Consider the following 23,398-nt stretch of genomic DNA (forward strand, 5'->3'; position numbering starts at 1 on the left):
CGACCACCACCCCGCATCGTGGCGCTGGGCGCCGCCCCATCCATCGTTCGTCGTCGTTAATGAAGAGAGCACCGTGGCCGCCGACAAGATCGATACCATCGTCAGCCTGAGCAAGCGCCGTGGCTTCGTCTACCCCTCCAGTGAGATCTACGGCGGCTCCCGCGCTGCCTGGGATTACGGGCCCCTCGGCGTCGAGCTCAAGGAGAACATCAAGCGCCAGTGGTGGCGCTCCATGGTCACCTCGCGCGAAGACGTCGTCGGTATCGACTCGTCCGTGATCCTGGCCCCCGAGGTGTGGCAGGCGTCCGGCCACGTGGCCACCTTCACCGACCCCCTCACCGAGTGCACCTCCTGCCACAAGCGGTTCCGCGCGGACCACCTGGAAGAGGCGTACGAGGCGAAGCACGGCAAGCTGCCCGAGAACGGCATGGCCGACATCAACTGCCCGCACTGCGGCAACAAGGGCGGCTTCACCGAGCCCAAGCAGTTCTCCGGTCTGCTCTCCACCCACCTCGGCCCGTCCCAGGACACCGCCTCGGTCGCCTACCTGCGCCCCGAGACCGCGCAGGGCATTTTCACCAACTTCGCCCAGGTGCAGCAGACTTCGCGCAAGAAGCCGCCGTTCGGCATCGCGCAGATGGGCAAGTCCTTCCGGAACGAGATCACTCCGGGCAACTTCATCTTCCGGACCCGTGAGTTCGAGCAGATGGAGATGGAGTTCTTCGTCAAGCCGGGCGAGGACGAGGAGTGGCAGGAATACTGGATGCAGCAGCGGTGGAACTGGTACACCGACCTGGGCCTCCGCGAGGAGAACATCCGGTGGTTCGAGCACCCCGCCGAGAAGCTGTCGCACTACTCCAAGCGCACCGCTGACATCGAGTACCGCTTCCAGTTCGGCGGCTCCGAGTGGGGCGAGCTGGAAGGTGTGGCCAACCGCACCGACTACGACCTGTCCTCGCACTCCAAGGCGTCCGGCCAGGACCTCTCCTACTTCGACCAGGAGGCCGGCGAGCGCTGGACTCCGTACGTCATCGAGCCCGCGGCCGGTGTCGGCCGGGCGATGCTCGCCTTCCTGCTCGACGCGTACATCGAGGACGAGGCGCCCAACGCCAAGGGCAAGATGGAGAAGCGCACGGTCATGCGTCTCGACCCGCGCCTGGCGCCGGTCAAGGTCGCGGTCCTGCCGCTGTCCCGCAACCCGCAGCTCTCCCCGAAGGCCAAGGGCCTCGCGGCGGACCTGCGCAAGAACTGGAACATCGAGTTCGACGACGCGGGCGCCATCGGCCGTCGCTACCGCCGCCAGGACGAGATCGGCACGCCGTTCTGCGTCACCGTCGACTTCGACACCCTCGACGACAACGCCGTCACGGTGCGCGAGCGCGACACCATGAAGCAGGAGCGGGTCAGCCTGGACCAGATCCAGGCGTACCTGGGTGCGCGACTGCCGGGCTGCTGAGCCCACACGGGCCGCGCGCCCGCGGACTCCCCGCGACGCGCCCCGCCCGCTGACCTCAAGCGCCGGTCAGGCCACGGAGAAACTCCGGCCTGACCGGCGCTTTTGCGTGGGGGAGGGGTGGGGGACGGGGGAGGGGTGGAATGGGTGTTGAGGGGGCGATGCCGGTGGTTGGCTTCCCCCCCCCGGGCCCCGCCCCCCGCCCCTCCGCCCCGCTGTCGTCGTTCGGTCATCCGGCCAGTCGGTCATTCGGTCATTCGGTTGTTCAGGCACGCCGGCCGCTCGCCCGCCCAGGCGCGGCGCTCACCCGCCCAGGCGCGCCGGCCGCTCGCCCGTCCAGGCGCGGCGCTCGCCCGTCCAGACACGCCGGCTGCTCGCCCGTCCAGACGCGCTGGCCGCTCGCCCCGTCCAGGCGCGCCGACGGCTCGCCTGCCCACGCGCACAGGCCGCCTGCTCGCTACGGCGTCCCAGGTGGCAGCCACCGTCCGCACGGCGCGCAGATCGCAGCTGCTGCGCGTGGTGGCCCCCAGACCGCAGCCTCTGCGCGCGGGCGAGCAAACCGCCTGTCCGGTAACGCGCGCAGACCGCCTATCCGTGACCGCTCGCAGCCGCTGTCCGACCAGGCCGGCAGGCCGCTGTCCGTCTCAGGCCCGCAGACCGCAGCTGCTGCGCGAAAGGCGACCAGGCCGCAGCCGCTGTCTACTTGGGCGAGCAGGCACGCGAACACCGCTTGTCCGGCAACACCCGCAGCCCACCTGTTCGTTACCGCGCGCCAGGCCGCAGCCGCGGTCCGTTCAGGCGCGCAGGCAGCATCGCCAAGCTCTTTGTCCGGTAACACCCGCAGGCCGCCAGCCCGTTACCGCGCGCCAGGCCGCAGCATCCGTCCGCGCGGCGCGTAGACCGCAGCTGCCGTGCGTTACGACATGCAGACCGCAGCTCCTGTCTGATCAGGGCAGCAGGCGACTGTCCGTTCCAGGCGCCCAGGCTGCTTGCCCGTCCAGGCACGCAGGCGGCCCGTCTGTTACCGCGTGCAGGCCGTAGCCGTCGTTCGTTCAGGCGCGGAGGCCGCGCAGCACCAGGCTGCGGACGGCGTCGAAGTCGGTGGCGATGTCCGGGCGGGACCACTCCGCGGCGTAGCAGGGGTCGTGGAAGCGGCCGGTGGCGTCGAAGACCGCGCGAGCGGTGGTGGCCGGCGAGGTGGTGTCGAAGGTGCCCTCGGTGACACCCGCTTCGATGATGGTGGTGAGCTGGGATTCGAGGTCGGTGATGTGGCGGTCGACCGCGCCGCCGCTCTCCCCGACGAGCGTCATGTAGGTGGCGAAGAGCTCGGGGTCGTCACCCGCCTTGTGGCGCTTGGCTTCGAAGAGGGCGGTGAGCCAGCGGTCCAGGCGGTCGGCGGCCGGGCCCTCCTCGGTGACGATGCTCGTCAGCTCCTGGCTCGTACGGTCCAGCCAACGCTCGGTGACCGCTTCCCGCAGCGCCGCCTTCGTACGGAAGTGGCGGTAGACGCTGCCGTGGCTGACGCCCAGGGCACGCGCGACATCGACGACCGTGGCCTTCGCCGGGCCGTAGCGCCGCAGCACCTCCTCGGTGGCTTCGAGGATGCGCTCGGGGGTCAACGTCTCGGGGGGCATGGGGCGGACGGCCTTTCGGAGGGAGGCGGGCGGAGGCGGCGGGGCACCGAGGAGCGCCTACGCCAGATACCTAGGGACGGTACCTGGCGCCCCCTGGGGCGCGCCCCGGCGGTCAGCGCTCGCTGTCCAGGTGAGCCATCTGCGACGCCGGGTAGCGGTCGCCCGCGGCGGAACCGGCGGGCACCGCGGCCTCGATCGCGGCCAGGTCATCGACGTCCAGCCGGTAGTTCGCGGCGCCGAGCGCCTCGGCCAGACGGTCACGGCGGCGGGCGCCGACCAGCGGAACGATGTCCTCGCCGCGGGAGAGCACCCAGGCGATGGCCGTCTGGGCGACCGAGACGTTCCGCTGCTCCGAGATCTTGCGCAGCGCGTCCACCAGATCGAGGTTGCGGTCGAGGTTCTCGCCCTGGAACCGGGGTGACATCCCGCGGAAGTCGTTGGCGGCCAGCTGGCGGTCGCGCTGCCAGTGGCCGCTGATCAGGCCGCGGGCCAGCACGCCGTAGGCGGTGATGCCGATGCCCAGTTCGCGAGCGGTGGGCAGGATCTCGTCCTCGATCCCCCGGGAGATGAGGCTGTATTCGATCTGGAGGTCGGAGATCGGGGCGACGGCGGCGGCCCGGCGCAGGCTCTCGGCGCCGACCTCGGAGAGGCCGATGTGGCGGACATGGCCGGCCTCGACCAGCTCGGCGATGGCGCCGACGGTCTCCTCGATCGGGACGGCCGGGTCGAGCCGGGCGATGCGGTAGATGTCGATGTGGTCCCGGCCGAGGCGCTGCAGGGAGTAGGCGGCGAAGTTCTTCACCGCGTCGGGGCGGCCGTCGTATCCGGCGAAGGCGCCTTCGACCGTGCGCAGGGCGCCGAACTTGACGCTCGTCTGCGCCTTTTCGCGGGCGGCCGTGGGCGCTGTCCGCAGCGCTTCGTTGATCAGTAGTTCGTTGTGGCCCATGCCGTAGAAGTCGCCGGTGTCGAGCAGGGTGATGCCGGCATCGAGGGCGGCGTGAACGGTGGCGATGGACTCGGCGCGGTCGGCGTCGCCGTAGAGGGCGGACATGCCCATGCATCCGAGGCCGAGGGCGGAGGTCTGCGGGCCGGTGGTGCCGAGGGTACGGGTCTGCACGGTGCGCTCCAGAGGGGAGACGGGGGCGAGGGCGCGAGCGGCCGGTGAGGTGGTCCCGCGCGGCAGCTCGTAAAACAACTATGGCATGACGGATGACAGATTTCAATATTTGTCAGTCGTTGCGCGAGGCTCTCGCGTCATGTGTCGTGAGGGCGCCCTCGCCGGTCGGATTCCTCGCGGTGTCGCCTCGACGGAAGCGCCCCGGCGAGGCTCCCAGCGGCGGACCCACCGATGGGGTCCTGCCGCTGGGAGCCTCCGCCCCGTTCCCGTTCCCGTTCTCGATCAGCGCACGGCGCGCGGCAGCCGCAGGGCGAGTGCGGTGGTGCCCAGGACGATGAGCAGCTGCGCGAGGAGCACGGAGAGCAACGCGTCGCGTATGCCGAGAGAGGGCAGGAGCGCGAGGAACAGAGTGCCGAGGGTGGCGACGCCGAGCGCCAGGCCCGACTGCTGAGTGGTCACCATGACGCCGCTGCCGACGCCGGCCTGGGTCGCCGGCAGCTCGCTCAGCACGATGCGCACCAGCACCGGCAGTACCAGACCCTGACCCACGCCGAGGACCGCCATGCCCGGCGCGAGGCCGGCCACCGACACGTCGGGCCAGCCGGCACGGAAGGTCAGCGCCAGGGCGAGCAGCCCGGACGCCTGGATCAGCGACCCGGTCAGGACCACGCGCCGGCCGAAGCGCTGCACGAGCCGTGGCCCGGCCAGCGAGGCGAGGAAGAAGGTGGCGCACAGGGGCGCCAGGGACAGGCCGGCCGCGAACGGCCCGTAGTGCAGGCCGTTCTGCAGGGCGACGGCCACCACGAACATGAAGCCGCCGAAGCCCACGGAGAACGGCACCAGCATGGCCAGCCCGCTGTGCACGGAGGGGATGCGCAGCAGCGAGGGCGGGACCAGCGGGGTGCGGCCGACCTGTTCCGCGCGGCGCTCGACGAGGACGAACGCGACTGCGACGAACGGGAAGACGCCGAGGAGCAGCCAGGACCACAGCGGCCAGCCGGCCGCGCGGCCCTCGGTCAGCGGCAGCAGCAGCGTGATCAGCGAGACGGCGAGCAGCACGGTGCCGGTGCCGTCGACGCGGGACGGGTGCGGGGAGCGCGTCTCGGGGACGGTGCGGGCGGCCAGCAGCCAGGCCGCGGCGGCGATCGGGACGTTCACGAGGAAGACCGCACGCCAGCCGCTGCCCGCGAGGTCCGCGGAGACCAGCAGCCCGCCGAGCACCTGGCCGACGGCGCTGGAGACGCCGGCCGTGCCCCCGTAGAGACTGACGGCCTTGGCGCGCCGCTTGCCGGCCGTCGTCGCCTGAATGGTGGCCAGCACCTGCGGCAGGAGCAGCGCGGCCGCGCCGCCCTGGGCGACCCGGGCGATCACCAGCGTCCACGCGTCCGGCGCCAGGCCGCAGGCGAGCGAGGTCACGCCGAAGGCCGCCAGACCCCACAGGAACAGGCGGCGGCGGCCGATCATGTCGCCGAGCCGGCCGCCGAGGACCAGCAGCATGGCGTAGGAGACGCCGTAGCCGGCGACCACCATCTCCAGCATCGCGGGACCTGCCCGCAGATCCTCGTCGATCGTCGGCAGGGCGACGTTGACGATGAAGAAGTCGATCAGGGGGAGGGCCGCGCCGAGGAGCACGGTCAGCAGGCCGAGCGGGGTCAGCAGGGTGGTGGCCGGGGTGGTGGCCGCCGGAGGTGCCGGTATGGCCGAAGAAGGGGCCGGGGTCGTGCCGGCCTGGGGGTGCGGGTCGGTGGTCGGGACTCGGGTATCGCTCACGAGAACGACGATCGCCGGACGCTCAAAGGGGTACCAGAGTCTTCTTATCCTGGTACCGGTGCTACCTGGCAACCGGCTGCCGACTGCGGCACCCTGAAGGTATGAGCGTGGACGTGAGCAGGACGGTGGACGTGAGCAGGTCGCAGGTTCCCACAGACCACCGCGGCCCGGGTGCGCATGCCGCCGCCCAGGGTGACGAGCGTGGCAGCCGCACCGGGACCCGCGGGGACGGGGCCGCCCGGCGGGCCGAGCTCGCCGCCTTCCTGCGCAGCCGGCGGGAGCGGATCACGCCCGAGCAGGTCCGGCTGCCGCGCGGCAGCCGCCGCCGCACCCCGGGGTTGCGCCGCGAGGAGGTCGCGCAGCTCGCCGCGGTCGGCGTCACTTGGTACACCTGGCTCGAACAGGCCCGGGACATCCATGTCTCCCCGCAGGTGCTGGACGCCGTGGCCCGTGCGCTGCTGCTCGACAGCGCCGAGCGCAGCCATCTGTTCTCGCTGGCCGGGGCGGTCGATCCGATGCCCGGCACGGAGTGCACCGGCGTCACCGAGGGGATGCGGCAGGTCCTGCACCAGCTCTCGCCGTTCCCCGCCGTGGTGCAGAACAGCCGGTTCGACATCCTGGCCCACAACCGGGCGTACGGGCAGCTGATGTGCGATCTCGACGCGCTGCCCCAGGAGGACCGCAACTGCATGTGGCTGGCGTTCACCCACCCGGAGTGGCGGTCGCGGGTGGTCGACCTGGACAACACGGCCCGGCTGATGGCCGCCAAGTTCCGGGCGTCGATGGCCGAGCACGTCGCGGAGCCCGCCTGGAAGGCGCTGCTCGCGCGGCTGTCGGAGGCGTCGCCCGAGTTCCGGGAAGTCTGGGCGCGGCACGAGGTCGTGCGCCCGTCGAGCAGCACGAAGGTCTTCCGGCACCCGGAGGTGGGCCTGCTGCAGCTGTCCTCGACGAGCTTGTGGACGGGGCCCAACCCGGGACCCAAGGTGCTGGCCTACACGCCCGTGGACGAGGCTTCGCGGGAGCGGCTGGAACGACTGGATCGCCTCGTGCGGTGGGAGCGGTCGGCGGAGCCGGCGCCGGTCGGAGCGTGAACCGCGGGCCGGGGCACGGGGCTCGCCTCAAGGCCGCGACTCCGCGACCTCCCGCGACGGCGTCATGCCCGACGCGGCGACCCCGTGACGCCGCCATGTGCTGACCCCGAGGCCGCACCGGCACAGCCGTCTCGCGCGCTGCGGACCGTACCCGGTCAGGAGTTGGCGTTCGCCGCGCTCCGGCCCGCGGACGCCTCGTCGAAGAGGTCCGCCGTGCGCCGGGCGGTGCCGCGCGCCCAGGCTCCGGTGGTCAGGGCGCCGAGCAGCAGGACCGCCGTGCCGCAGCCGGTGATGATCCACCAGGCCGGGCGGCCGGCCGCGATGAAGGCGGCGTCACTCGCCGCGTCGTGGGCCCCGCTCGCCAGCACGGCACCGATCACCGCGACGCCCAGCGTCTGCCCGACCTGCCGGCTAGTGGAGGCGACCGCGGCGGCCACACCCGCCTGCGCGCGGGGCATCCCCGACACCGCGGTGTTGGTGATCGGCGCGTTGACCAGCCCGAAGCCGATGCCGAACACGACATAGCCGGTGAACAGCAGCGCCGTGCTCGACTCGGCGTCGAACGCGGCGAACAGCACCCCGCTCAGGGCCATCGTGGTGCCCGCGAGCAGCAGGGACAGGCGGGGGCCGCGGTTGCCGACCAGCCGGCCGGACAGCGGCGCGAAGACCAGCGTCATGCCCGCCATGGGCAGCATGTAGAGGCCCGCTTCCAGAGCCGAAAGGCCGCGGACGTTCTGCAGGTAGAGGGTGTTCATGAAGAGGAAGCCGCCGAGCGCGGCGAAGGCGCAGACCGCGATGACGGTGGCTCCGCTGAACGGCGCACTGTGGAAGAACCGCAGATCGATCAGGGGTTCACGGCGCCGCCGCTCGTAGACGAGCAGACCCGCGAGGGAGGCGAGCGCCAGCAGGGCGAAGCCGAGGATCTGCGGGGAGTGCCAGCCGGCTTCCGGGGCCTCGATGATCGCGTACGTCAGCGAGCCGAGCAGCGAGATCACCAGCAGCTGGCCGACGGGGTCGACGCGGCGCGGGGAGGGGGCGCGCGACTCGGGGACGAAGCGCAGGGTGAGGAACAGCGCCAGGGCGGCGATCGGGACGTTGAGCCAGAAGATCGAGCGCCAGCCGGCGGTCTGCACCAGCAGTCCGCCGATGACCGGACCGGCCGCCATGCTGATGCCGACGACGCCGCCCCAGATCCCGATGGCGCGGGCCCGCTCGCGCGGCTCGGTGAAGGTGTTGGTGATGATCGACATCGCCACGGGATTGAGCATCGAGCCGCCCACGGCCTGCACCATGCGGAAGACGACCAGCCACTGCAGATCGGCCGCGAGGCTGCACAGCAGCGACCCCACGGCGAAGACGACCAGCCCGATCAGGAAGATCCGGCGCCGGCCGAGCCGGTCCGCGGTCGATCCGGACAGCATCAGCAGCGACGCCAGCACGAGGGTGTAGGCGTCGATGGTCCACTGCATGCCGGACACCGAGGCGTGCAGCTCGCGCTGCATCGAGGGCAGGGCGACGTTGAGGATGGTGTTGTCGAGGCTGACGATCAGCAGGCTCATGCAGCAGATCGCCAGCACGAGCAGGCGCCGCCGGTGGCTGAGCTCAGGCATGGTTGAACGCTACAACGACCTGTCGCGACCGGCCCTGGCGGGACAGGTCGCGCGGTGCGGGACAATAGGAGGTCGCACGACCCTGCCGGCCCCGCGACCCGCCTCGCCCGACCCGTCGAAGGAATCCGCCTCTCATGACTTTGCTGCAGATCGGTCCGCACACGGTGCAGCCGCCTGTCGTGCTCGCACCGATGGCCGGGATCACCAACGCACCCTTCCGGACGCTGTGCCGGGAGTTCAGCGGCGGCAAGGGCCTGTTCGTCAGCGAGATGATCACCACGCGGGCACTGGTCGAGCGCAACGAGAAGACCATGCAGCTGATCCACTTCGACGCGACCGAGAAGCCGCGCTCGATCCAGCTGTACGGCGTCGACCCGGACACCGTCGGCAAGGCCGTCCGCATGATCGCCGACGAGGACCTCGCCGATCACATCGACCTGAACTTCGGCTGCCCGGTGCCGAAGGTCACCCGCAAGGGCGGCGGCTCCGCGCTGCCGTACAAGCGCAATCTGCTGCGCTCGATCCTGCGCGAGGCGGTGGCGAACGCCGGCACGCTGCCGGTGACGATGAAGATGCGCAAGGGCATCGACGACGACCACATCACCTACCTCGACGCCGGGCGGATCGCCGCCGAGGAGGGGATCACCGCGATCGCGCTGCACGGCCGGACCGCGGCCCAGCACTACAGCGGCACCGCCGACTGGGACGCCATCGCGCGGCTGAAGGAGCACGTCCCGGAGATCCCGGTGCTCGGCAACGGCGACATCTGGTCGGCGGACGACGCCGTGCGGATGATGCGCGAGACGGGCTGCGACGGCGTGGTCGTGGGGCGCGGCTGCCTGGGCCGGCCGTGGCTCTTCGGCGATCTGGTGGCGGCGTTCGAGGGCACGGGTGCGGCCGCGCAGCCGACGTTCAAGGAGGTCGCGGCCGTGATGCTGCGGCACGCCACGCTGCTCGGCGAGTGGATCGGGGACGAGAAGCGCGGCGTGATCGATTTCCGCAAGCACGTCGCCTGGTACACCAAGGGCTTCTCGATCGGCTCCGAGATGCGCCGGAATCTGGCGGTGACCTCCTCCCTCGACCAGCTGGACGCCCTGCTGTCGGAGCTGGATCTGGACCAGCCGTGGCCGGCGGGCGCGGACGGCCCCCGCGGGCGCACCTCGGGCCGCGACCGGGTCGTCCTGCCGGACGGCTGGCTGAACGACCCCTACGACTGCGCGGGCGTGGACGCCGACGCGGAGCTGGACACCTCGGGCGGCTGATCGCCCGGCGATCCGGCCGTGGCCGTCACCAAGCGGTGCTGTGAGCGAGGCGGAAGCAGCGCTGGGCCGGACGGTGGGAGCGCCCGATCAATGGCGGTATCAAGCTCCTGCGGCGGGAATGATGGGGCGCGCTGCGCGCACGCGAGGGCGTACGGGCGACCCCAGGGAGATGCTGTGGTGAGCGGGCACCGTTCCATCAGGGACACGGAGAAGGCGGTACAGGACAAGCTCGGCGACACGCCCGTCCGGCACGAGCCGATGGCCGCGGTGGCGAACATCTACCGTGCCGCGGCCGCCGTACGACAGCACCTCGAAAACTCCGTGCTGCGCACCGCCGACCTGACCTGGACCTCCTTCGTCGTCCTGTGGGTGGTGTGGATCTGGGGCGAGCGGGAGACCCGCCGGGTCGCCGAGCAGGCGGGGATCTCCAAGGGCACGCTCACCGGCGTCGCCCGCACCCTGCAGAGCCGCGGCCTGCTGGAGCGCAACAGCCACCCGACCGACGGCCGGCTCGCGCTGCTCTCGCTCACGCCCGAGGGGGAGCGGCTGATGGCCCGCCTCTTCCCGCAGTTCAACGCCGAGGAAGCCTTCGTCACGGACGGGCTGGCGGACGACGAGGCGCTCGCCCTGGCGGATCTGCTGCGCCGCGTCGTGATGCAGGTCGAGACGCACGGCGAGGAACGCAGGCTGGAGCTGCTGGACGGCAAGGACCCGCGGCCGCGGCGCAGCGGGCGGCGCGCGAAGGGCTGAGCGGGCACGTCCCACATGGCCTGGGCCCACACGGTTCGGGTCCCACAAGGTCCGCTCAGCTGAGCGGCATCCGGCTGCCGAGCCGTATACGACCCCGGACGTCGACGTGCTGTTCCCGCCGCTCGCGAACGATTGGCCTGATCCTGTCTCTCGCCGTCGCGAGCCCCCGCCGGAGCTCCTGGCCTGGCTGTCGGGCCCTGCCCACGCGACCTCCGGGGCCGCCGGCGGCTGCGCGGAGCGGGTCCCCGCGCTGGTGGACGGCCTCTTCGACCACGTGGCCGAAAGTGCGCCGGCAGCGCCCGTCCTTTCCGTCCCGGAGGTCGCCGTCGGGTCCCCGGGACGGCTGAGACCACCGGTTGCGGGTCCGTCCGACGTCGCGCGAGGCGGTCCGGATGGTGGAATCGGGACCCCTCCCAGCGCGTGATTCTCGCCACCCCTGATAGGGGGTGCGCTCAGATGAGCGTTTCGAGCGGGACTCCACCTCTCCAATGGTGGCACCGGGTGCCACGCTTCATGCGTTCGAGTGATCAAGGAAATCGTCGCACTCCGTAGCGGGTGGACCCACTTCCGATTGCGTAGCGGAGTGCTGCATTCAGGTAGTGAATGCAGTGTCGAAGGAGAGATCACTTTCGATCTGCTGGCGGACGGCTGGTTACGCGCGCATGTCGACCAAGTGGACGTACCCATGTGCCTTCGATCTGGGTATGTTCCTCGCCGTCAGGGCAGCCGTCCGCGAGGAGTCCAGTCCCGTGTCGGAAACACAAGATCCCCACGTAACCCAGCCGGAGTCCGTGAAGTTCGTCTACGACTTCACCGAGGGCAACAAGGACCTCAAGGACCTCCTCGGTGGCAAGGGCGCGAACCTCGCCGAGATGACCAACCTGGGCCTTCCCGTCCCCCCGGGCTTCACCATCACCACCGAGGCATGCAAGGTCTACCTCGACAGTGGTACGGAGCCTGCGGCACTGCGTGCCGAGGTCTCGCAGCACCTCGACGCCCTTGAGCAGAAGATGGGCAAAAAGCTCGGCCAGGCCGACGACCCGCTGCTCGTATCGGTGCGTTCCGGTGCGAAGTTCTCCATGCCCGGCATGATGGACACCGTCCTCAACATCGGGCTGTCGGACGCGTCGGTTTCCGGCCTCGCCGCACAGGCCGGTGACGACCGCTTCGCGTGGGACTCCTACCGCCGCCTCATCCAGATGTTCGGCAAGACCGTGCTGGACGTCGACGGCGAGCTCTTCGAGGAGGCGCTGGAGGAGGCCAAGCAGGCCAAGGGTGTCAGCGTCGATGTCGACCTGGACGCAGCCGACCTCCAGGCGCTGGTCGACCAGTTCAAGCAGATCGTCGCCAAGGAGACCGGGCGGGAATTCCCGCAGGAGCCCCGCGAGCAGATGGACCTCGCAGTGCGCGCGGTCTTCGACTCGTGGAACACCGACCGCGCCAAGCTCTACCGCCGCCAGGAGCGCATCCCCGGCGACCTCGGCACCGCGGTAAACGTCTGCTCGATGGTCTTCGGCAACCTCGGCCCCGACTCGGGCACCGGCGTCGCCTTCACCCGCGACCCGGCCAGCGGCCACCAGGGCGTCTACGGCGACTACCTGCAGAACGCGCAGGGCGAGGACGTCGTCGCCGGTATCCGCAACACCGTGCCGCTCGCCGACCTCGAAGGCATCGACAAGGCGTCGTACGACGAGCTGATGCAGATCATGGAGACGCTCGAAACGCACTACAAGGACCTGTGCGACATCGAGTTCACCATCGAGAGCGGCAAGCTCTGGATGCTGCAGACCCGCGTCGGCAAGCGCACCGCGGGCGCCGCCTTCCGGATCGCCACGCAGCTCGTCGACCAGGGCCTGATCGACGAGGCCGAGGCCCTCCAGCGGGTCAACGGCGCGCAGCTCGCGCAGCTGATGTTCCCCCGCTTCGACCTGGGCGCGAAGTCCGAGATGATCGGCCGCGGCATCGCCGCGTCGCCCGGCGCGGCGGTCGGCAAGGCGGTCTTCGACTCCTACACCGCGGTCAAGTGGTCCCGCTCCGGCGAGAAGGTCATCCTCATCCGCCGGGAGACCAACCCCGACGACCTCAACGGCATGATCGCCGCCGAGGGCATCCTCACCTCCCGTGGCGGCAAGACCTCGCACGCCGCCGTCGTCGCCCGCGGCATGGGCAAGACCTGTGTCTGCGGCGCCGAGGACCTGGAGGTCGACACCAAGTCCCGCCGGATGACGACCCCCGAGGGCACCGTCATCGAGGAGGGCGACGTCGTCTCCATCGACGGCTCCTCCGGCAAGGTCTACATCGGCGAGGTACCGGTCGTACCGTCCCCGGTCGTGGAGTACTTCGAGGGCCGGATGCACGCCGGCGCCGAGGACGCGGACGAGCTGGTCAAGGCCGTCCACCGAATCATGGCGTACGCGGACCGGGTGCGCCGGCTGCGCGTGCGGGCCAACGCCGACAACGCCGAGGACGCCGCGCGCGCCCGCCGCTTCGGCGCCCAGGGCATCGGCCTGTGCCGCACCGAGCACATGTTCCTCGGTGAGCGCCGCGAGATGGTCGAGCGCCTCATCCTGGCCGACACCGAGACCGACCGGGACGCCGCGCTCAGCCAGCTGCTGCCGCTGCAGAAGGCCGACTTCATCGAGCTGTTCGAGTCGATGGACGGGCTGCCGGTGACCGTCCGGCTGCTGGACCCGCCGCTGCACGAGTTCCTGCCCGACATCACCGAGCTGTCGGTACGGGTCGCGCTCGCCGAGGCCCGCAAGGACTCCAACGAGAACGACCTGCGCCTGCTCCAGGCCGTGCACAAGCTGCACGAGCAGAACCCGATGCTGGGTCTGCGCGGCGTCCGCCTCGGCCTGGTCATCCCCGGTCTGTTCGCGATGCAGGTGCGGGCGATCGCCGAGGCGGCCGCGGAGCGGAAGAACGCCAAGGGCGACCCGCGTGCGGAGATCATGATTCCGCTGGTGGGCACCGTCCAGGAGCTGGAGATCGTCCGCGAGGAGGCCGAGCAGGTCATCGCCGAGGTCGAGAAGGCTCGCGGCGTCAGCCTCAAGCTCACCCTCGGCACGATGATCGAGCTGCCCCGCGCCGCGCTGACGGCCGGCCAGATCGCGGAGTCCGCGGACTTCTTCTCGTTCGGTACGAACGACCTCACGCAGACCGTGTGGGGCTTCTCCCGAGACGACGTCGAGGCCAGCTTCTTCACCGCGTACCTGGAGAAGGGCATCTTCGGCGTCAGCCCGTTCGAGACGATCGACAAGGACGGCGTGGGCTCGCTGGTCCGCAACGCCGCCGAGGCGGGCCGCGCCACGCGCCCCGACCTCAAGCTCGGTGTGTGCGGTGAGCACGGCGGTGACCCGGAGTCGGTGCACTTCTTCCACGAGGTGGGCCTGGACTACGTCTCCTGCTCGCCGTTCCGCATCCCGGTCGCACGACTGGAGGCGGGCCGCGCGGCGGCCGAGTCCAAGGGCAGCGACAGCCGCTAGTCGGAGCGGCACGGGGACCCTGGGCGCACAGCGCGCCCGGGGGACCCGGGAAACCACCGGAGTCCGAGGCCCGGCACCAAACCCTCAGCTGCCCGGCTGTCGGCTCCGGAACCCCGACGAGGGCGGCACCTGTGCGGAGGTGCCGCCCTCGCTTTTCTCCGGACTCCCCCCTCGGGAGTTGCCGCCACCCCAGTCGGCGAGGGAAGGCGGCCTTCAACGGGAGCGCCGAACGGCCGGTCATTTGCCCATCACCCCCCACGGGATCGAGCAATCCGTTCCGTTCGCCTCGCCGTCGAATTGAGTACAGCATTCCTCTCGCCCTCCTGGTGGCGCGACCCTTTTCAAGTGTGGCCAAAAGGGCATGGTGACAGGGCGTGTTGGCGTGCATACTCAGGCGTAGCCGGGGGCCGACTGAGGAAACCAAGGGTGGGGGTTCGGTGTTACGCGTCCATTTCAGTGGACTCGATCTGGCCCGCGTGCGGATTGCCGCACGCCCGGACGCGCTGTGGGAGACCGTTTTAAGTTTTCACCGCCTACGTGACAGACGGGACGATCCGGCGTTCGGCAAATGGCGTTCGGCGACCCGCGGAAAGTTGAATGGCGAAACGCGTCTGCTGGCGCCACTCGTGCCCACGCGCGGCTATTTTCCGGATTTCCTGACGCCCGCCGAAGGGCTTCTCGGGATGGATGACGCGCTGTGCGCACTGCGCGCGACGCCCGCCGTACGGCTGCACGACGAGCTGTCCCGACTCTCCACGGCCCGGCCGCTCCCGCCGTGGATACGGACCATGGCCGAGGGCGACACCCGCCCGCTCGGCCGGCTCGCCGGCGTCCTCCGGCGCTACTACGAGGCGGCCGTCGCGCCGCACTGGCCGCGTCTGCAGGGTCGTATCGAAGCCGACCGGGCCGCCCGCGGGCGGGCCCTGCTCGACGGCGGCGCGGACCGGCTGCTTGCCTCGCTGCCGCCGATGATGCGCTGGCGGGCGCCCGTCCTGGAGGCCGACTATCCGGTGGACCGCGACCTCCATCTCAACGGGCGGGGACTGCTGCTGCTTCCCTCGTACTTCTGCCGCCGCACCCCGGTGACCTTCCACAACCCGGACCTGACGCCCGTACTGGTCTACCCGGTCGAGCACCAGACGCCCCGCCTCGCGCCGCCGACCCCGCCGGAGCGTTCGCTGGGCCGGCTCGTCGGCCAGACCCGCTCGGCGATCCTGCGGGGCATCGGCGTCGGCTGCACGACCAGCGAACTCGCCCGCCGGGTCGATGTCTCGCTGGCCTCCGCCAGCCAGCACGCGACCGTACTGCGGGACGCCGGACTGCTGGTGACGCTGCGCCAGGGCAACGCCGTGCTGCACACGCTCACTCCGCTGGGCGCGGCACTGCTGCGTGGCGCACGCCCGGCGGAGGCGGCGGCGGTCTGCGAGCGGCAGGTCTGACGCCGTGGGCGGCCGGTCAGAACGGCCGGTCGCCCGCGATGGCCACACGTTCCGCGACCCGGCGGTGCGCGCCGTAGTCGTTCACCGCGTAGTGCTGGGTGGCACGGTTGTCCCAGAACGCCACGTCCCCGGCCTGCCAGCGGAACCGCACCTGAAACTCCGGTACCTGTGCCTGCTGGAAGAGCAGCCGCAGCAGCCGGTCGCTCTCCGCCTGCCCGAGCCCCACGATCCGGGTGGTGAACGAGGCGTTGACGAACAGCATCCGCCGCCCGGTCTCCGGATGACGCCGCACGACCGGATGCTCCACGGGCGGGAACTCATCCTGGTACGGCGCCAGTTGCTCGGCCGAGTAGAAGCGGGAGAAGCCCGGGAGATAGTCGTGCACGGCCCGTGCGCCGTCGATGCGCTCCCGGATGTCCGCAGGCAGGTTGTCGTACGCCGCGGCCATGTCGGCCCACATCGTGTCACCACCCGCAGGCGGCACCTCCCGCAGCTGCAGCACCGCGCCCAGGGCGGGGCGGGCCCGGAACGTCACATCCGTGTGCCAGACGTTCTCGAAGGTCGGGACCGCCCCCGCCGCCTTGTCGAAGCGCACCACATCCCGGGCGTCGCCCCGCGCCAGCAGCGGATTGGTCTCCAACTCGCCCCAGTTCCGGGCGAATGCGCGCTGCGCGTCGGACGCCAGATGCTGACCGCGGAAGAACAGCACCTTCCACTCCAGCAGCGCCCGGTTCAGCTCCGCGCGCAGGGCCGGCGACAGCGGTCGGGACAGGTCCACACCGCGAATCTCGGCCCCGATCGTGGCAGCCTTCGGCACCACATCGAACAGGTCGTAGGGCCGGTCGTCCCAGTCGTCGGGGGTGCGGCGCAGGACGCGGTGGCCTTCGTACAGGCCGTCGGCGGGAATGCGGTGATCGCGCAGAACGGGGGCGGCGGGAGCGGTGGACGTGGCGGGAACGGCGGAATCGACGATGGCCGTCAACTGATCCTCCTGGAAAGGGAAAGGCAACGCAGGGCGTGCCGCGGAAGGAGAAGGCAGGCGGTGCTACGGGGAGGGGAGAGCTACGTCGTGAACCGGGGCCGGAGGCCGGCGGCGAGCGCCGGCGGTCGGAGCACCGTCAGGACGTACAAAGACAGGCCGGGGGAGAACCCACCCGACCGCGGCGGCAGAGGAAGCTCAGGCCGCGGGGCGCGCACTCACCGTGGGGGCCGCGGTCTCGCGGCTCCGCCTCACGGGAATCGAGTTGCGTGCTCATGTCCGCACCGTACCTCATGACTCAGTCGTCGATGCCGGTGCGTTCCACACCCGCCACGATGTAGCGCTGCAGCAGCAGGAAGACGATCACCAGCGGGGCGATCGAGACGGCCGCAGCGACAAACAGTTCGTGCAGGTTGAGGCCCTGCGCGGTGGTGAACGTGGACAGCGCGACCTGGACCGTCCACGCCTCCTGGTCCTGGCCGATCACCAGCGGCCACAAGAACGCGTTCCACGCCCCGATGAACACGATCGTGCCGACCGCCGCGAACACCGGCCGGGAATTGGGCACGACGATGCGCCAGTACGTCCGCCAGTACCCGAGGCCGTCGACCCGAGCCGCATCCTCCAGCTCCTTGGGGAAGCCCAGGAAGTACTGCCGGAAGATGAAGCAGGCGAAGGCGCTGAACAGGGTCGGCACGACCAGACCGCGCAGCGTCGAGATCCACCCGAGCGACGACACCAGCACGAAGCTCGGCACGAACGTGACGGCCGCCGGAACCATCAGCGTCCCCAGGATCGCGGAGAAGACGACATGGGAATGGCGGTAGGGGATCCGGGCCAGTCCGTACCCCGCCAGGGAGGCCAGAACCACCGTCCCCACGGTCGTCGACACCGCGATCAGTGAGGAGTTCAGCAGCGCCCGGCCCAACGGCAGACCCGGGTCCTGAAACACCTCGGCCAGATTCGACCACTGCAGCTCACGCGGGAAGAACGTCCAGTCAGGCGCCGTGATGTCCCGCTCCGTCGACAGCCCGTTGCGCACCAGCAGATAGAACGGGATCAGGAACAGCAGCGCCAGGGCGAGCACGACGACAATCCGCAGCGCACGTCCGGCCCGGAGGAGAGCGTCCTGCGTCGTGTGGGGAGCCATGCGGGGCATCGTGCTCAGTCCTCCTTGCGGCCGAGGCCGAACCAGCGGGCCTGGACGACGGTCGCCAGCGCGATGATCAGCGCGAGGATCACCGCACCCGCACTGCCGAGCCCGAGATTCTGCTCCCGCCCCAGCGCCGTGTAGTACAGATAGACCAACGGAGGCCGGGCGTACGGCGGATAGCCGCGCGCGTCACTGAGCAGGTTGTAGAACTCGTCGAACGCCTGGAACGCGTTGATCACCAGCAGCAGCGCCACCGCAACGGAGGTGGCACGCAGCTGCGGGAAGGTGATGTGCCGGAAGACCTGCCAGCCGGGCCGCGCCCCGTCCACCGCCGCCGCCTCGTACAGCTGCGGTGAGATCCGCTGGAGCCCGGCAAGGAAGAGAATCATGTAGAACCCGGCCTGCAGCCACAGCCGCACGGTCACGATGACCAGCCAGTACCAGGGCGGATCGGTGGTCGACAGCCAGGCGGTCTGGTCCGCGCCGAACCACCCAAGGACCGTGTTGGCCAGCCCGAACCGCACCCCGTTGAAGATCGACAGCTTCCAGATCAGCGCCGCGACGACGTACGAGCACGCCGTCGGCAGGAAGAACACCGACCGGAAGAACGCCTGGGCGACACGCAGCCGGTTGACCATCAGCGCCAGTCCGAGCGAGAGCACATAAGTCGCCGGCACGATGAACGCCGTGAACAGGGCGAACGTCCCAAGACTGCCGAGGAACGCACCATCGGTCAGCATCGCGCCGTAGTTCCCCAGCCCGACGAAGTCCGACCCCTTCGGGCTCACCGTGTTGTGCGCGTCGAAGAAACTGAGATAGACGCTCCACGCCAACGGCACGTACGTGAACAGCCCGAGACCGACCGCGAACGGGCCGACGAAGAGCCAGAACCAGAGGTTGCGGCGCTGCGGCCCGAGCAGGCGGGTGGTGAACGTGCCCCGTCGGGCAGCCTCCGCCTTCGCCTTCGGTGCCGCCGGGACTGCCGGGGCCGCCGCGTCCGGCTCGCCCACCGCCGTCCGGTCGACCGTCACGTCTTCCCGACCCGCTGAAGCTCGGCGTTGACCTTGCGCACCACCCGCTTCAGCTCACTCTCCGGGTTCGCGCCGTCCTTGATGATCCGGCTCAGCGCATCCTGGTAGGCCGTACGGTCCGCGGTCGTCCACAGCAGCGGCTCGGCGTAGCCGTACTCCGTCGCGTACCGCACCGCGTCCGCGGCCGCTCCCTCCCGCAGCTGCGCGGCCTTCTTCGCCAACGAGATCCGTGCCGGAATGTGGAATCCGTACGACAGCGCGAAGTCCCGCTGGAAATCGGTCCGGTCCACCCACAGCCACTTGGCGAACGCCTTCGCCTCCTCCTTGCGCGCGCTCCGCGCACTGACCGCGGAGCCGTACGCGCCCACGGGGACGGACGGCTTGCCGCCACTCCCGTCCTTCGGGAACGGCAGCACCCCGAAGTCATCCCCGAATGCCTTCTTTATCTGCGGCAGTGCCCAGAGCCCCGACCACTGCATCGCGGTCAGCCCCTGGATGAACGCGGCCGGATCCGACCAGTCGGTGGGCGCCCCGAGCAGCAGCGACTTGTCGGCGTACAGCTGCCGGACCTTGCCGAGCGTACGGGCGGCAGCCGGATCATCGAACCCGACCTTCCCGTCCTCATCGATCAGAATCAGCCCGGCAGCGAACAGCGGGGTCCCACCGAGCACCCCCACCCCGCCGTCGTTCCCCAGGAACAGCCCCTTGGTCTTCTTCGTGCTCAGCTTCTTCGCCGCGTCCACCAACTCGTCGAGCGAACGCGGGGGTTCGACCCCCGCGTCCTTCAGCAGGCTCTTGCGGTAATAGAGCAGCTGCATGTCGATGGCCTGCGGGATGCCCCAGATCTTGTCCCGCCAGATCTTCGGGGCGAGCACGGCCTGGTTGAAGTCGTCCCTGACCGGCTCGACCTCGGCGGTCAGATCGACGACTTGTCCGCCCTGGATCTGGTCCAACAGGGGCCCGTTGACCTCGAAGACGTCCGGCCCCGAATCCGTCAGCAACGCCGCCGCCGTCTGCCGGTCGTAATCGCCGGGCCGCCACTGCACCGTGACGTCCGCCTTCTTGTACGCGGCGGCGTACCGCTTCACGGCCTGCTGCGTGCCGGGCTCGCCGTACTGGTGGTACCACTGACTGATCGCCGGCCCCGAACCCGAGCCGCCACGACCGGTGTTGGAGCCGCAAGCGGTGCCCAACGCGGCGGCGAGGGCCACCCCACCGCCGGCCGCCAGCACCCGCCGCCTGTCGATACTCGCCTTCACGTCCCGTCGCCCCCTGCGTTCGTCGCCTGCCGCCTGCTCGTACCCGACTGCTGCATGCTGCCCACCGGTGATCGTCGATCACCTCATGGCGCGATCGTCCACTCTGCCGCACGACCGTGAAGCGCGCATTGCAACTTCACGAAGCACCATGACGAACCAGGCTTGGGGGCGATATATGCCCGCTGTTCGCGTCAGGGCAGCCGAATCAGGCCACGGCCGGGCCGTGCGCCAGCCGGGCCGGTGCACCGGCCGGCTCCACATCCGGGGACGCCGCCGCCCGCCCTCCGCCGCGGGAATTTCCGGAAGAGGCGGCAGCTTCGCGAACACCAAATATCCGACATCGAATTCCCGAACCCGCAACGGCGCGGGTGTTCCGTCCGGCCACACGGGCGCGTACTGCGTCCGGGCGATCTCCAGGGCCTCCTCAGGGCTCTTCGGCAGTGGCCACCCACCCGCCTCCCCTGCACCTGAACGCGGTGTCGCTTGCGCTTCCTCACTCAAGGATTGGGGTGGTGGCGCTTGCGGTAGAGGGCGATCGCAGACTTCGGTGGGAAGTTGGGCACGAAGGTCGGCGTGCCGTCAGTTTTGGAGATGATGAGGTGGCTTCCGCCGAACGAACGAGGCTCGGTCGGGGGGAAAGTGGCCAAGATGAGGTAACCGATGTCGAACTCTTCGACGCGCAGGGATGCCGGGGTGCCGTCGCGGTAGATCGGCTTGAAACTGGCACCGGCAATCTCCAGCGCTTCCTCGGGGGTGGCCGGCACCCGATTCTCGCCTTCCGGTGGATCGTCCTCCGGCACGTGATTCTCCTTGTTCGGTCGGGCTCGGTATGGGCTGGCGCAGTATGTGCGTGGACCCGCGCTGATACAGCTGCCGCGAGTCCCCCAGTTACGGATTGTGGAAGGCGTATGCCCAGGCGGGAGCTTCGGCTCCTACCGGGTCGATGAGCTTGTGGGCTGCGAGCACGTGATCGGGGAGGAGATAGGCCTCGTCGTCACCCTCGACAAGTCCCTTGGTGAGATGGCCGGTGACCCACAGGGCGACCATGGTGAGGAAGTTCTCCAGGCTGTGCGCGGCGGGAAGGCCCGCCAGGTGCTCTTCACCGTCCTCGGTCGGGATGCGCAGTACGTGTCCCGTAGGGCCGTCGATGACGAGTCTGCCGCCCATCCAGTAGCCGATCTGAAAGAAGGGCCCGGATTCCTTTACGGTGTCGAGGTCCGCCGGCCAGTTGACTTCGTCAAAGATGTCCATGCGGCCATCGCCGAGAGGGTAGATGCCCAGGCCGTCTTCATTGCTCAATGCGGGCAGGCCGAATTCGATGAGCGTACGACGCGTCGGCTCGTCCGTAAGACCCTCGGGCAGCATGCTTTCCGGAAGGGTGTGTATCCGACGGGCCCCGTACAACTCGACCAGATCGCTGGGGCCGGGCGGAGGAGCATCGACGGGGATGACCGCGGTGGTGAAGGCGTAGCGTCCCGAAAAAGGTTCAGCGCCGGAGCAGTTGACGCCGGAGAAAACCTTTCCTTCTGTGGACTCGATGGCGAACAGGCCCCCCGAACCACCGACGATCACCTGGTTCCCGAGGGACAGCGGAGGGCTGCCGAGAAGCAGATCGTGAACCGGTTCCTCATCGGACATGGCGTCCTCGAAGGCATCGACGGTTTGGGGGCCGGCGCCGCCTTCCTGCTCACCAGGCGGCCAGGACAGGTCGTCGTGATACTCCTCCGGAATCTCTTCGTACCAGGGCCCGGCAAGGCGTTCACCGGAAACCGCGTCCCAGATGTCCGCACGAGATGTCCACGTCTCGATGGCGGCAACAGCGGGACGGCCCTGCCAGCGCACTTCGGCCAGTCCATCCACCGGGCCCGGTTCGAGGAACCGCCAGTGGTAGCCGCCCGGTGGGCGCCAGTGTGTCCATTTCACCTTCCACGGCAAGTGCACACCGGATTCGGCGATGGCGGCGGCGAGGCGCTGGTCACCTCGGGCGGTAGCCATCAGATGCAGCCATGCGGCCCACTCCGGCTGGCTGGGCGGGATCACGCCGTACGACCAGAGGTGTATGGCGTCGCCGGCGGCGCTGTTTCCCGGGAGGTCGACGACGAACGCGGAGTATGCGGCGTCCATCAGTGTCGTCTGAGGGATATTGGCCAGCGCACCACCGTCCTGAAGCAGGCCCTTGAAGAGGGGCCCGGGGTTGCCGTGACCGGCCGATCCGTCGGCCTGTGCTGCGTGCATGGCAAGCCCCTCAGCGGCGTACAGCCCTTCAGGGCCTGACTTCGCCCATCCTTCCGGATGCAGGAACTCGGGGGAGATTTCCGTGAGCCACTCGGCCATGTGCCGGTTGACCCGGCTGACCTCCTCGTCTCCCGTGCTGCGACGGAGTTCTTCCGCCAGACCTTCGTCGGCGAACGCCACGCCGTGCTCTCCGGACACCAGGTGGTCGGAAAAGTCTTCCAGCAGGCGGTGGAGCGCGTGTTCGGTGATGGGCTCCCCACCGAGAGCCAGAATGAGTTCGGCCCACACACGCAATGGCACGACCCGAGGCTCCGCCAGAGCCAATGCGCGAACAGGCGTCGGCCAGGCTGTCTCAGAGGAGCCCCGGCTCTGAAGGGTGAAGGAAACCTCGGAGAGGCGAGAGAGCCAGACAGGGGTGTGATGGAGGATCACCCCGGTTTTCTCTCCGCTCAAATCCTTGGCGGTCCAGGACGCCACCTTGTCCGGTTCGGAAGAGCTGCGGGTACGGCCTGCCCGATGAGCATTCATGATGAGGATGAGCCGCTTCTCGCGCATCCCCTTGAGCGCACGGGGCCAATCCGACCGCTTGCCTGGAGACGTATCGACACCGAGGGATCGCAGCGCCTCGGCATGTACCTCTTCGGCCGTCCGTCCAGCAGCGTCCAACAGCACGCTGCCTGCAACCTGCCGGTGCACCTCTCGCAGAACAGCAGCGCCGTCGGACCCCGATGGGTCCGCGAGGTGGGCCAACCGATCTCCGGGCCGCCAGTTCCGCCACCACCTCACGAGGAGGGAAATGATCTCCTGACCCGATGCGCCCGGCGCGACTTGAATGTGTTCCGCCATGTCCAATTCCTCTGGCTGTTGGTTCTCCGGGTCGGGCCGATGCAAGGCGTGCCACTTCTGGCTCATTCCCGGTGGCTCGACGGTGTGGTCACGGCTGCGGCGGCAATGGCCAACCAACTCGTTCTCTACTAGCAGGAGAGCCGAAGCACGGTAGGCGGCCCAGGAAGACTGCTGGCCAGATGAACCGCGGAGTAGCCGCTCGCCGTGTCCTGGAGGAGGGGTCGGATCGACCCTTCCAGCACTACGGACCCCCTCTCCATCCATGCGCCGAGCCGGTAGCTGCC

Annotated in this window: 16 protein-coding genes; 6 read left to right on the forward strand and 10 right to left on the reverse strand. The window is 69.8% G+C overall.

The genetic code is table 11. The features are described from left to right. Nucleotides 1-73 precede the first annotated feature (73 nt). A complete protein-coding gene (locus ACGFZW_RS06505; protein ID WP_393891914.1) occupies nt 74-1,456 on the forward strand; it encodes a glycine--tRNA ligase in 1,383 nt (460 codons plus the stop codon). A gap of 1,049 nt (nt 1,457-2,505) precedes the next feature. Here the strand turns inward: ACGFZW_RS06505 and ACGFZW_RS06510 are convergent. From ACGFZW_RS06510 to ACGFZW_RS06520, 3 genes are all read right to left on the reverse strand, one after another. After that, nucleotides 2,506-3,087: a TetR family transcriptional regulator gene (locus ACGFZW_RS06510; RefSeq protein WP_393891915.1), complete on the reverse strand. Its 582-nt coding sequence runs from the start codon at nt 3,085-3,087 to the stop codon at nt 2,506-2,508. 112 nt (nt 3,088-3,199) lie between these two features. Further along, the gene (locus ACGFZW_RS06515) at nt 3,200-4,204 is read right to left on the reverse strand and encodes an aldo/keto reductase (RefSeq protein WP_393891916.1); all 1,005 of its coding nucleotides are present in this window, start codon (nt 4,202-4,204) and stop codon (nt 3,200-3,202) included. A gap of 282 nt (nt 4,205-4,486) precedes the next feature. Then, nucleotides 4,487-5,974, reverse strand: coding sequence for an MFS transporter (locus ACGFZW_RS06520; RefSeq protein ID WP_393891917.1), 1,488 nt, complete (start codon nt 5,972-5,974; stop codon nt 4,487-4,489). 101 nt (nt 5,975-6,075) lie between these two features. Here ACGFZW_RS06520 and ACGFZW_RS06525 point away from each other — a divergent pair, with 101 nt between their 5' ends. Then, nucleotides 6,076-7,065 carry a helix-turn-helix transcriptional regulator gene (locus ACGFZW_RS06525; protein WP_393891918.1) on the forward strand — a complete coding sequence of 330 codons (990 nt, stop codon included), beginning with the start codon at nt 6,076-6,078 and terminating at the stop codon, nt 7,063-7,065. Nucleotides 7,066-7,220: 155 nt separating this feature from the next. Here ACGFZW_RS06525 and ACGFZW_RS06530 read toward each other — a convergent pair whose 3' ends face one another. Then, nucleotides 7,221-8,675 carry an MFS transporter gene (locus ACGFZW_RS06530; protein WP_393891919.1) on the reverse strand — a complete coding sequence of 485 codons (1,455 nt, stop codon included), beginning with the start codon at nt 8,673-8,675 and terminating at the stop codon, nt 7,221-7,223. Between the two features lie 134 nt (nt 8,676-8,809). On the opposite strand from ACGFZW_RS06530, the gene dusB reads away from it, so the two are divergent. The 4 genes from dusB (at nt 8,810) to ACGFZW_RS06550 (ending at nt 15,611) form a co-directional block, all read left to right on the forward strand. Beyond that, nucleotides 8,810-9,937, forward strand: a complete 1,128-nt coding sequence (dusB, locus tag ACGFZW_RS06535) for a tRNA dihydrouridine synthase DusB (RefSeq protein WP_393891920.1) — start codon at nt 8,810-8,812, stop codon at nt 9,935-9,937. A gap of 177 nt (nt 9,938-10,114) precedes the next feature. Further along, on the forward strand, nt 10,115-10,687 hold the full coding sequence (locus ACGFZW_RS06540; RefSeq protein ID WP_393891921.1) for a MarR family winged helix-turn-helix transcriptional regulator: 573 nt from the start codon (nt 10,115-10,117) through the stop codon (nt 10,685-10,687). Between the two features lie 749 nt (nt 10,688-11,436). Next, entirely contained in the window at nt 11,437-14,172 is a 2,736-nt protein-coding gene (ppdK, locus tag ACGFZW_RS06545; RefSeq protein WP_393891922.1) for a pyruvate, phosphate dikinase, read from the forward strand. 593 nt (nt 14,173-14,765) lie between these two features. After that, nucleotides 14,766-15,611, forward strand: a complete 846-nt coding sequence (locus ACGFZW_RS06550; RefSeq protein WP_393891923.1) for an ArsR/SmtB family transcription factor — start codon at nt 14,766-14,768, stop codon at nt 15,609-15,611. A 16-nt stretch (nt 15,612-15,627) separates the two neighbouring features. Here the strand turns inward: ACGFZW_RS06550 and ACGFZW_RS06555 are convergent, their stop codons facing one another. From ACGFZW_RS06555 to ACGFZW_RS06580, 6 genes are all read right to left on the reverse strand, one after another. Then, on the reverse strand, nt 15,628-16,593 hold the full coding sequence (locus ACGFZW_RS06555) for a TauD/TfdA dioxygenase family protein (protein ID WP_393891924.1): 966 nt from the start codon (nt 16,591-16,593) through the stop codon (nt 15,628-15,630). A 295-nt stretch (nt 16,594-16,888) separates the two neighbouring features. Then, nucleotides 16,889-17,740, reverse strand: coding sequence for a carbohydrate ABC transporter permease (locus ACGFZW_RS06560; RefSeq protein WP_393891925.1), 852 nt, complete (start codon nt 17,738-17,740; stop codon nt 16,889-16,891). A gap of 14 nt (nt 17,741-17,754) precedes the next feature. Continuing rightward, nucleotides 17,755-18,774 (reverse strand): carbohydrate ABC transporter permease, encoded by a 1,020-nt coding sequence (locus ACGFZW_RS06565; protein ID WP_393891926.1) that lies wholly within the window; start codon nt 18,772-18,774, stop codon nt 17,755-17,757. Next, entirely contained in the window at nt 18,771-19,967 is a 1,197-nt protein-coding gene (locus ACGFZW_RS06570; protein ID WP_393892355.1) for an ABC transporter substrate-binding protein, read from the reverse strand. Before ACGFZW_RS06570 ends, ACGFZW_RS06565 begins: the two co-directional genes overlap by 4 nt. A 563-nt stretch (nt 19,968-20,530) precedes the next feature. After that, a complete protein-coding gene (locus ACGFZW_RS06575; protein WP_393891927.1) occupies nt 20,531-20,833 on the reverse strand; it encodes a hypothetical protein in 303 nt (100 codons plus the stop codon). Between the two features lie 88 nt (nt 20,834-20,921). Beyond that, nucleotides 20,922-23,180, reverse strand: coding sequence for an SUKH-4 family immunity protein (locus tag ACGFZW_RS06580; protein WP_393891928.1), 2,259 nt, complete (start codon nt 23,178-23,180; stop codon nt 20,922-20,924). Nucleotides 23,181-23,398 lie beyond the last annotated feature (218 nt).

It is taken from the genome of Streptomyces sp. NPDC048248 (assembly GCF_043201875.1).
GTDB lineage: Bacteria > Actinomycetota > Actinomycetes > Streptomycetales > Streptomycetaceae > Streptomyces.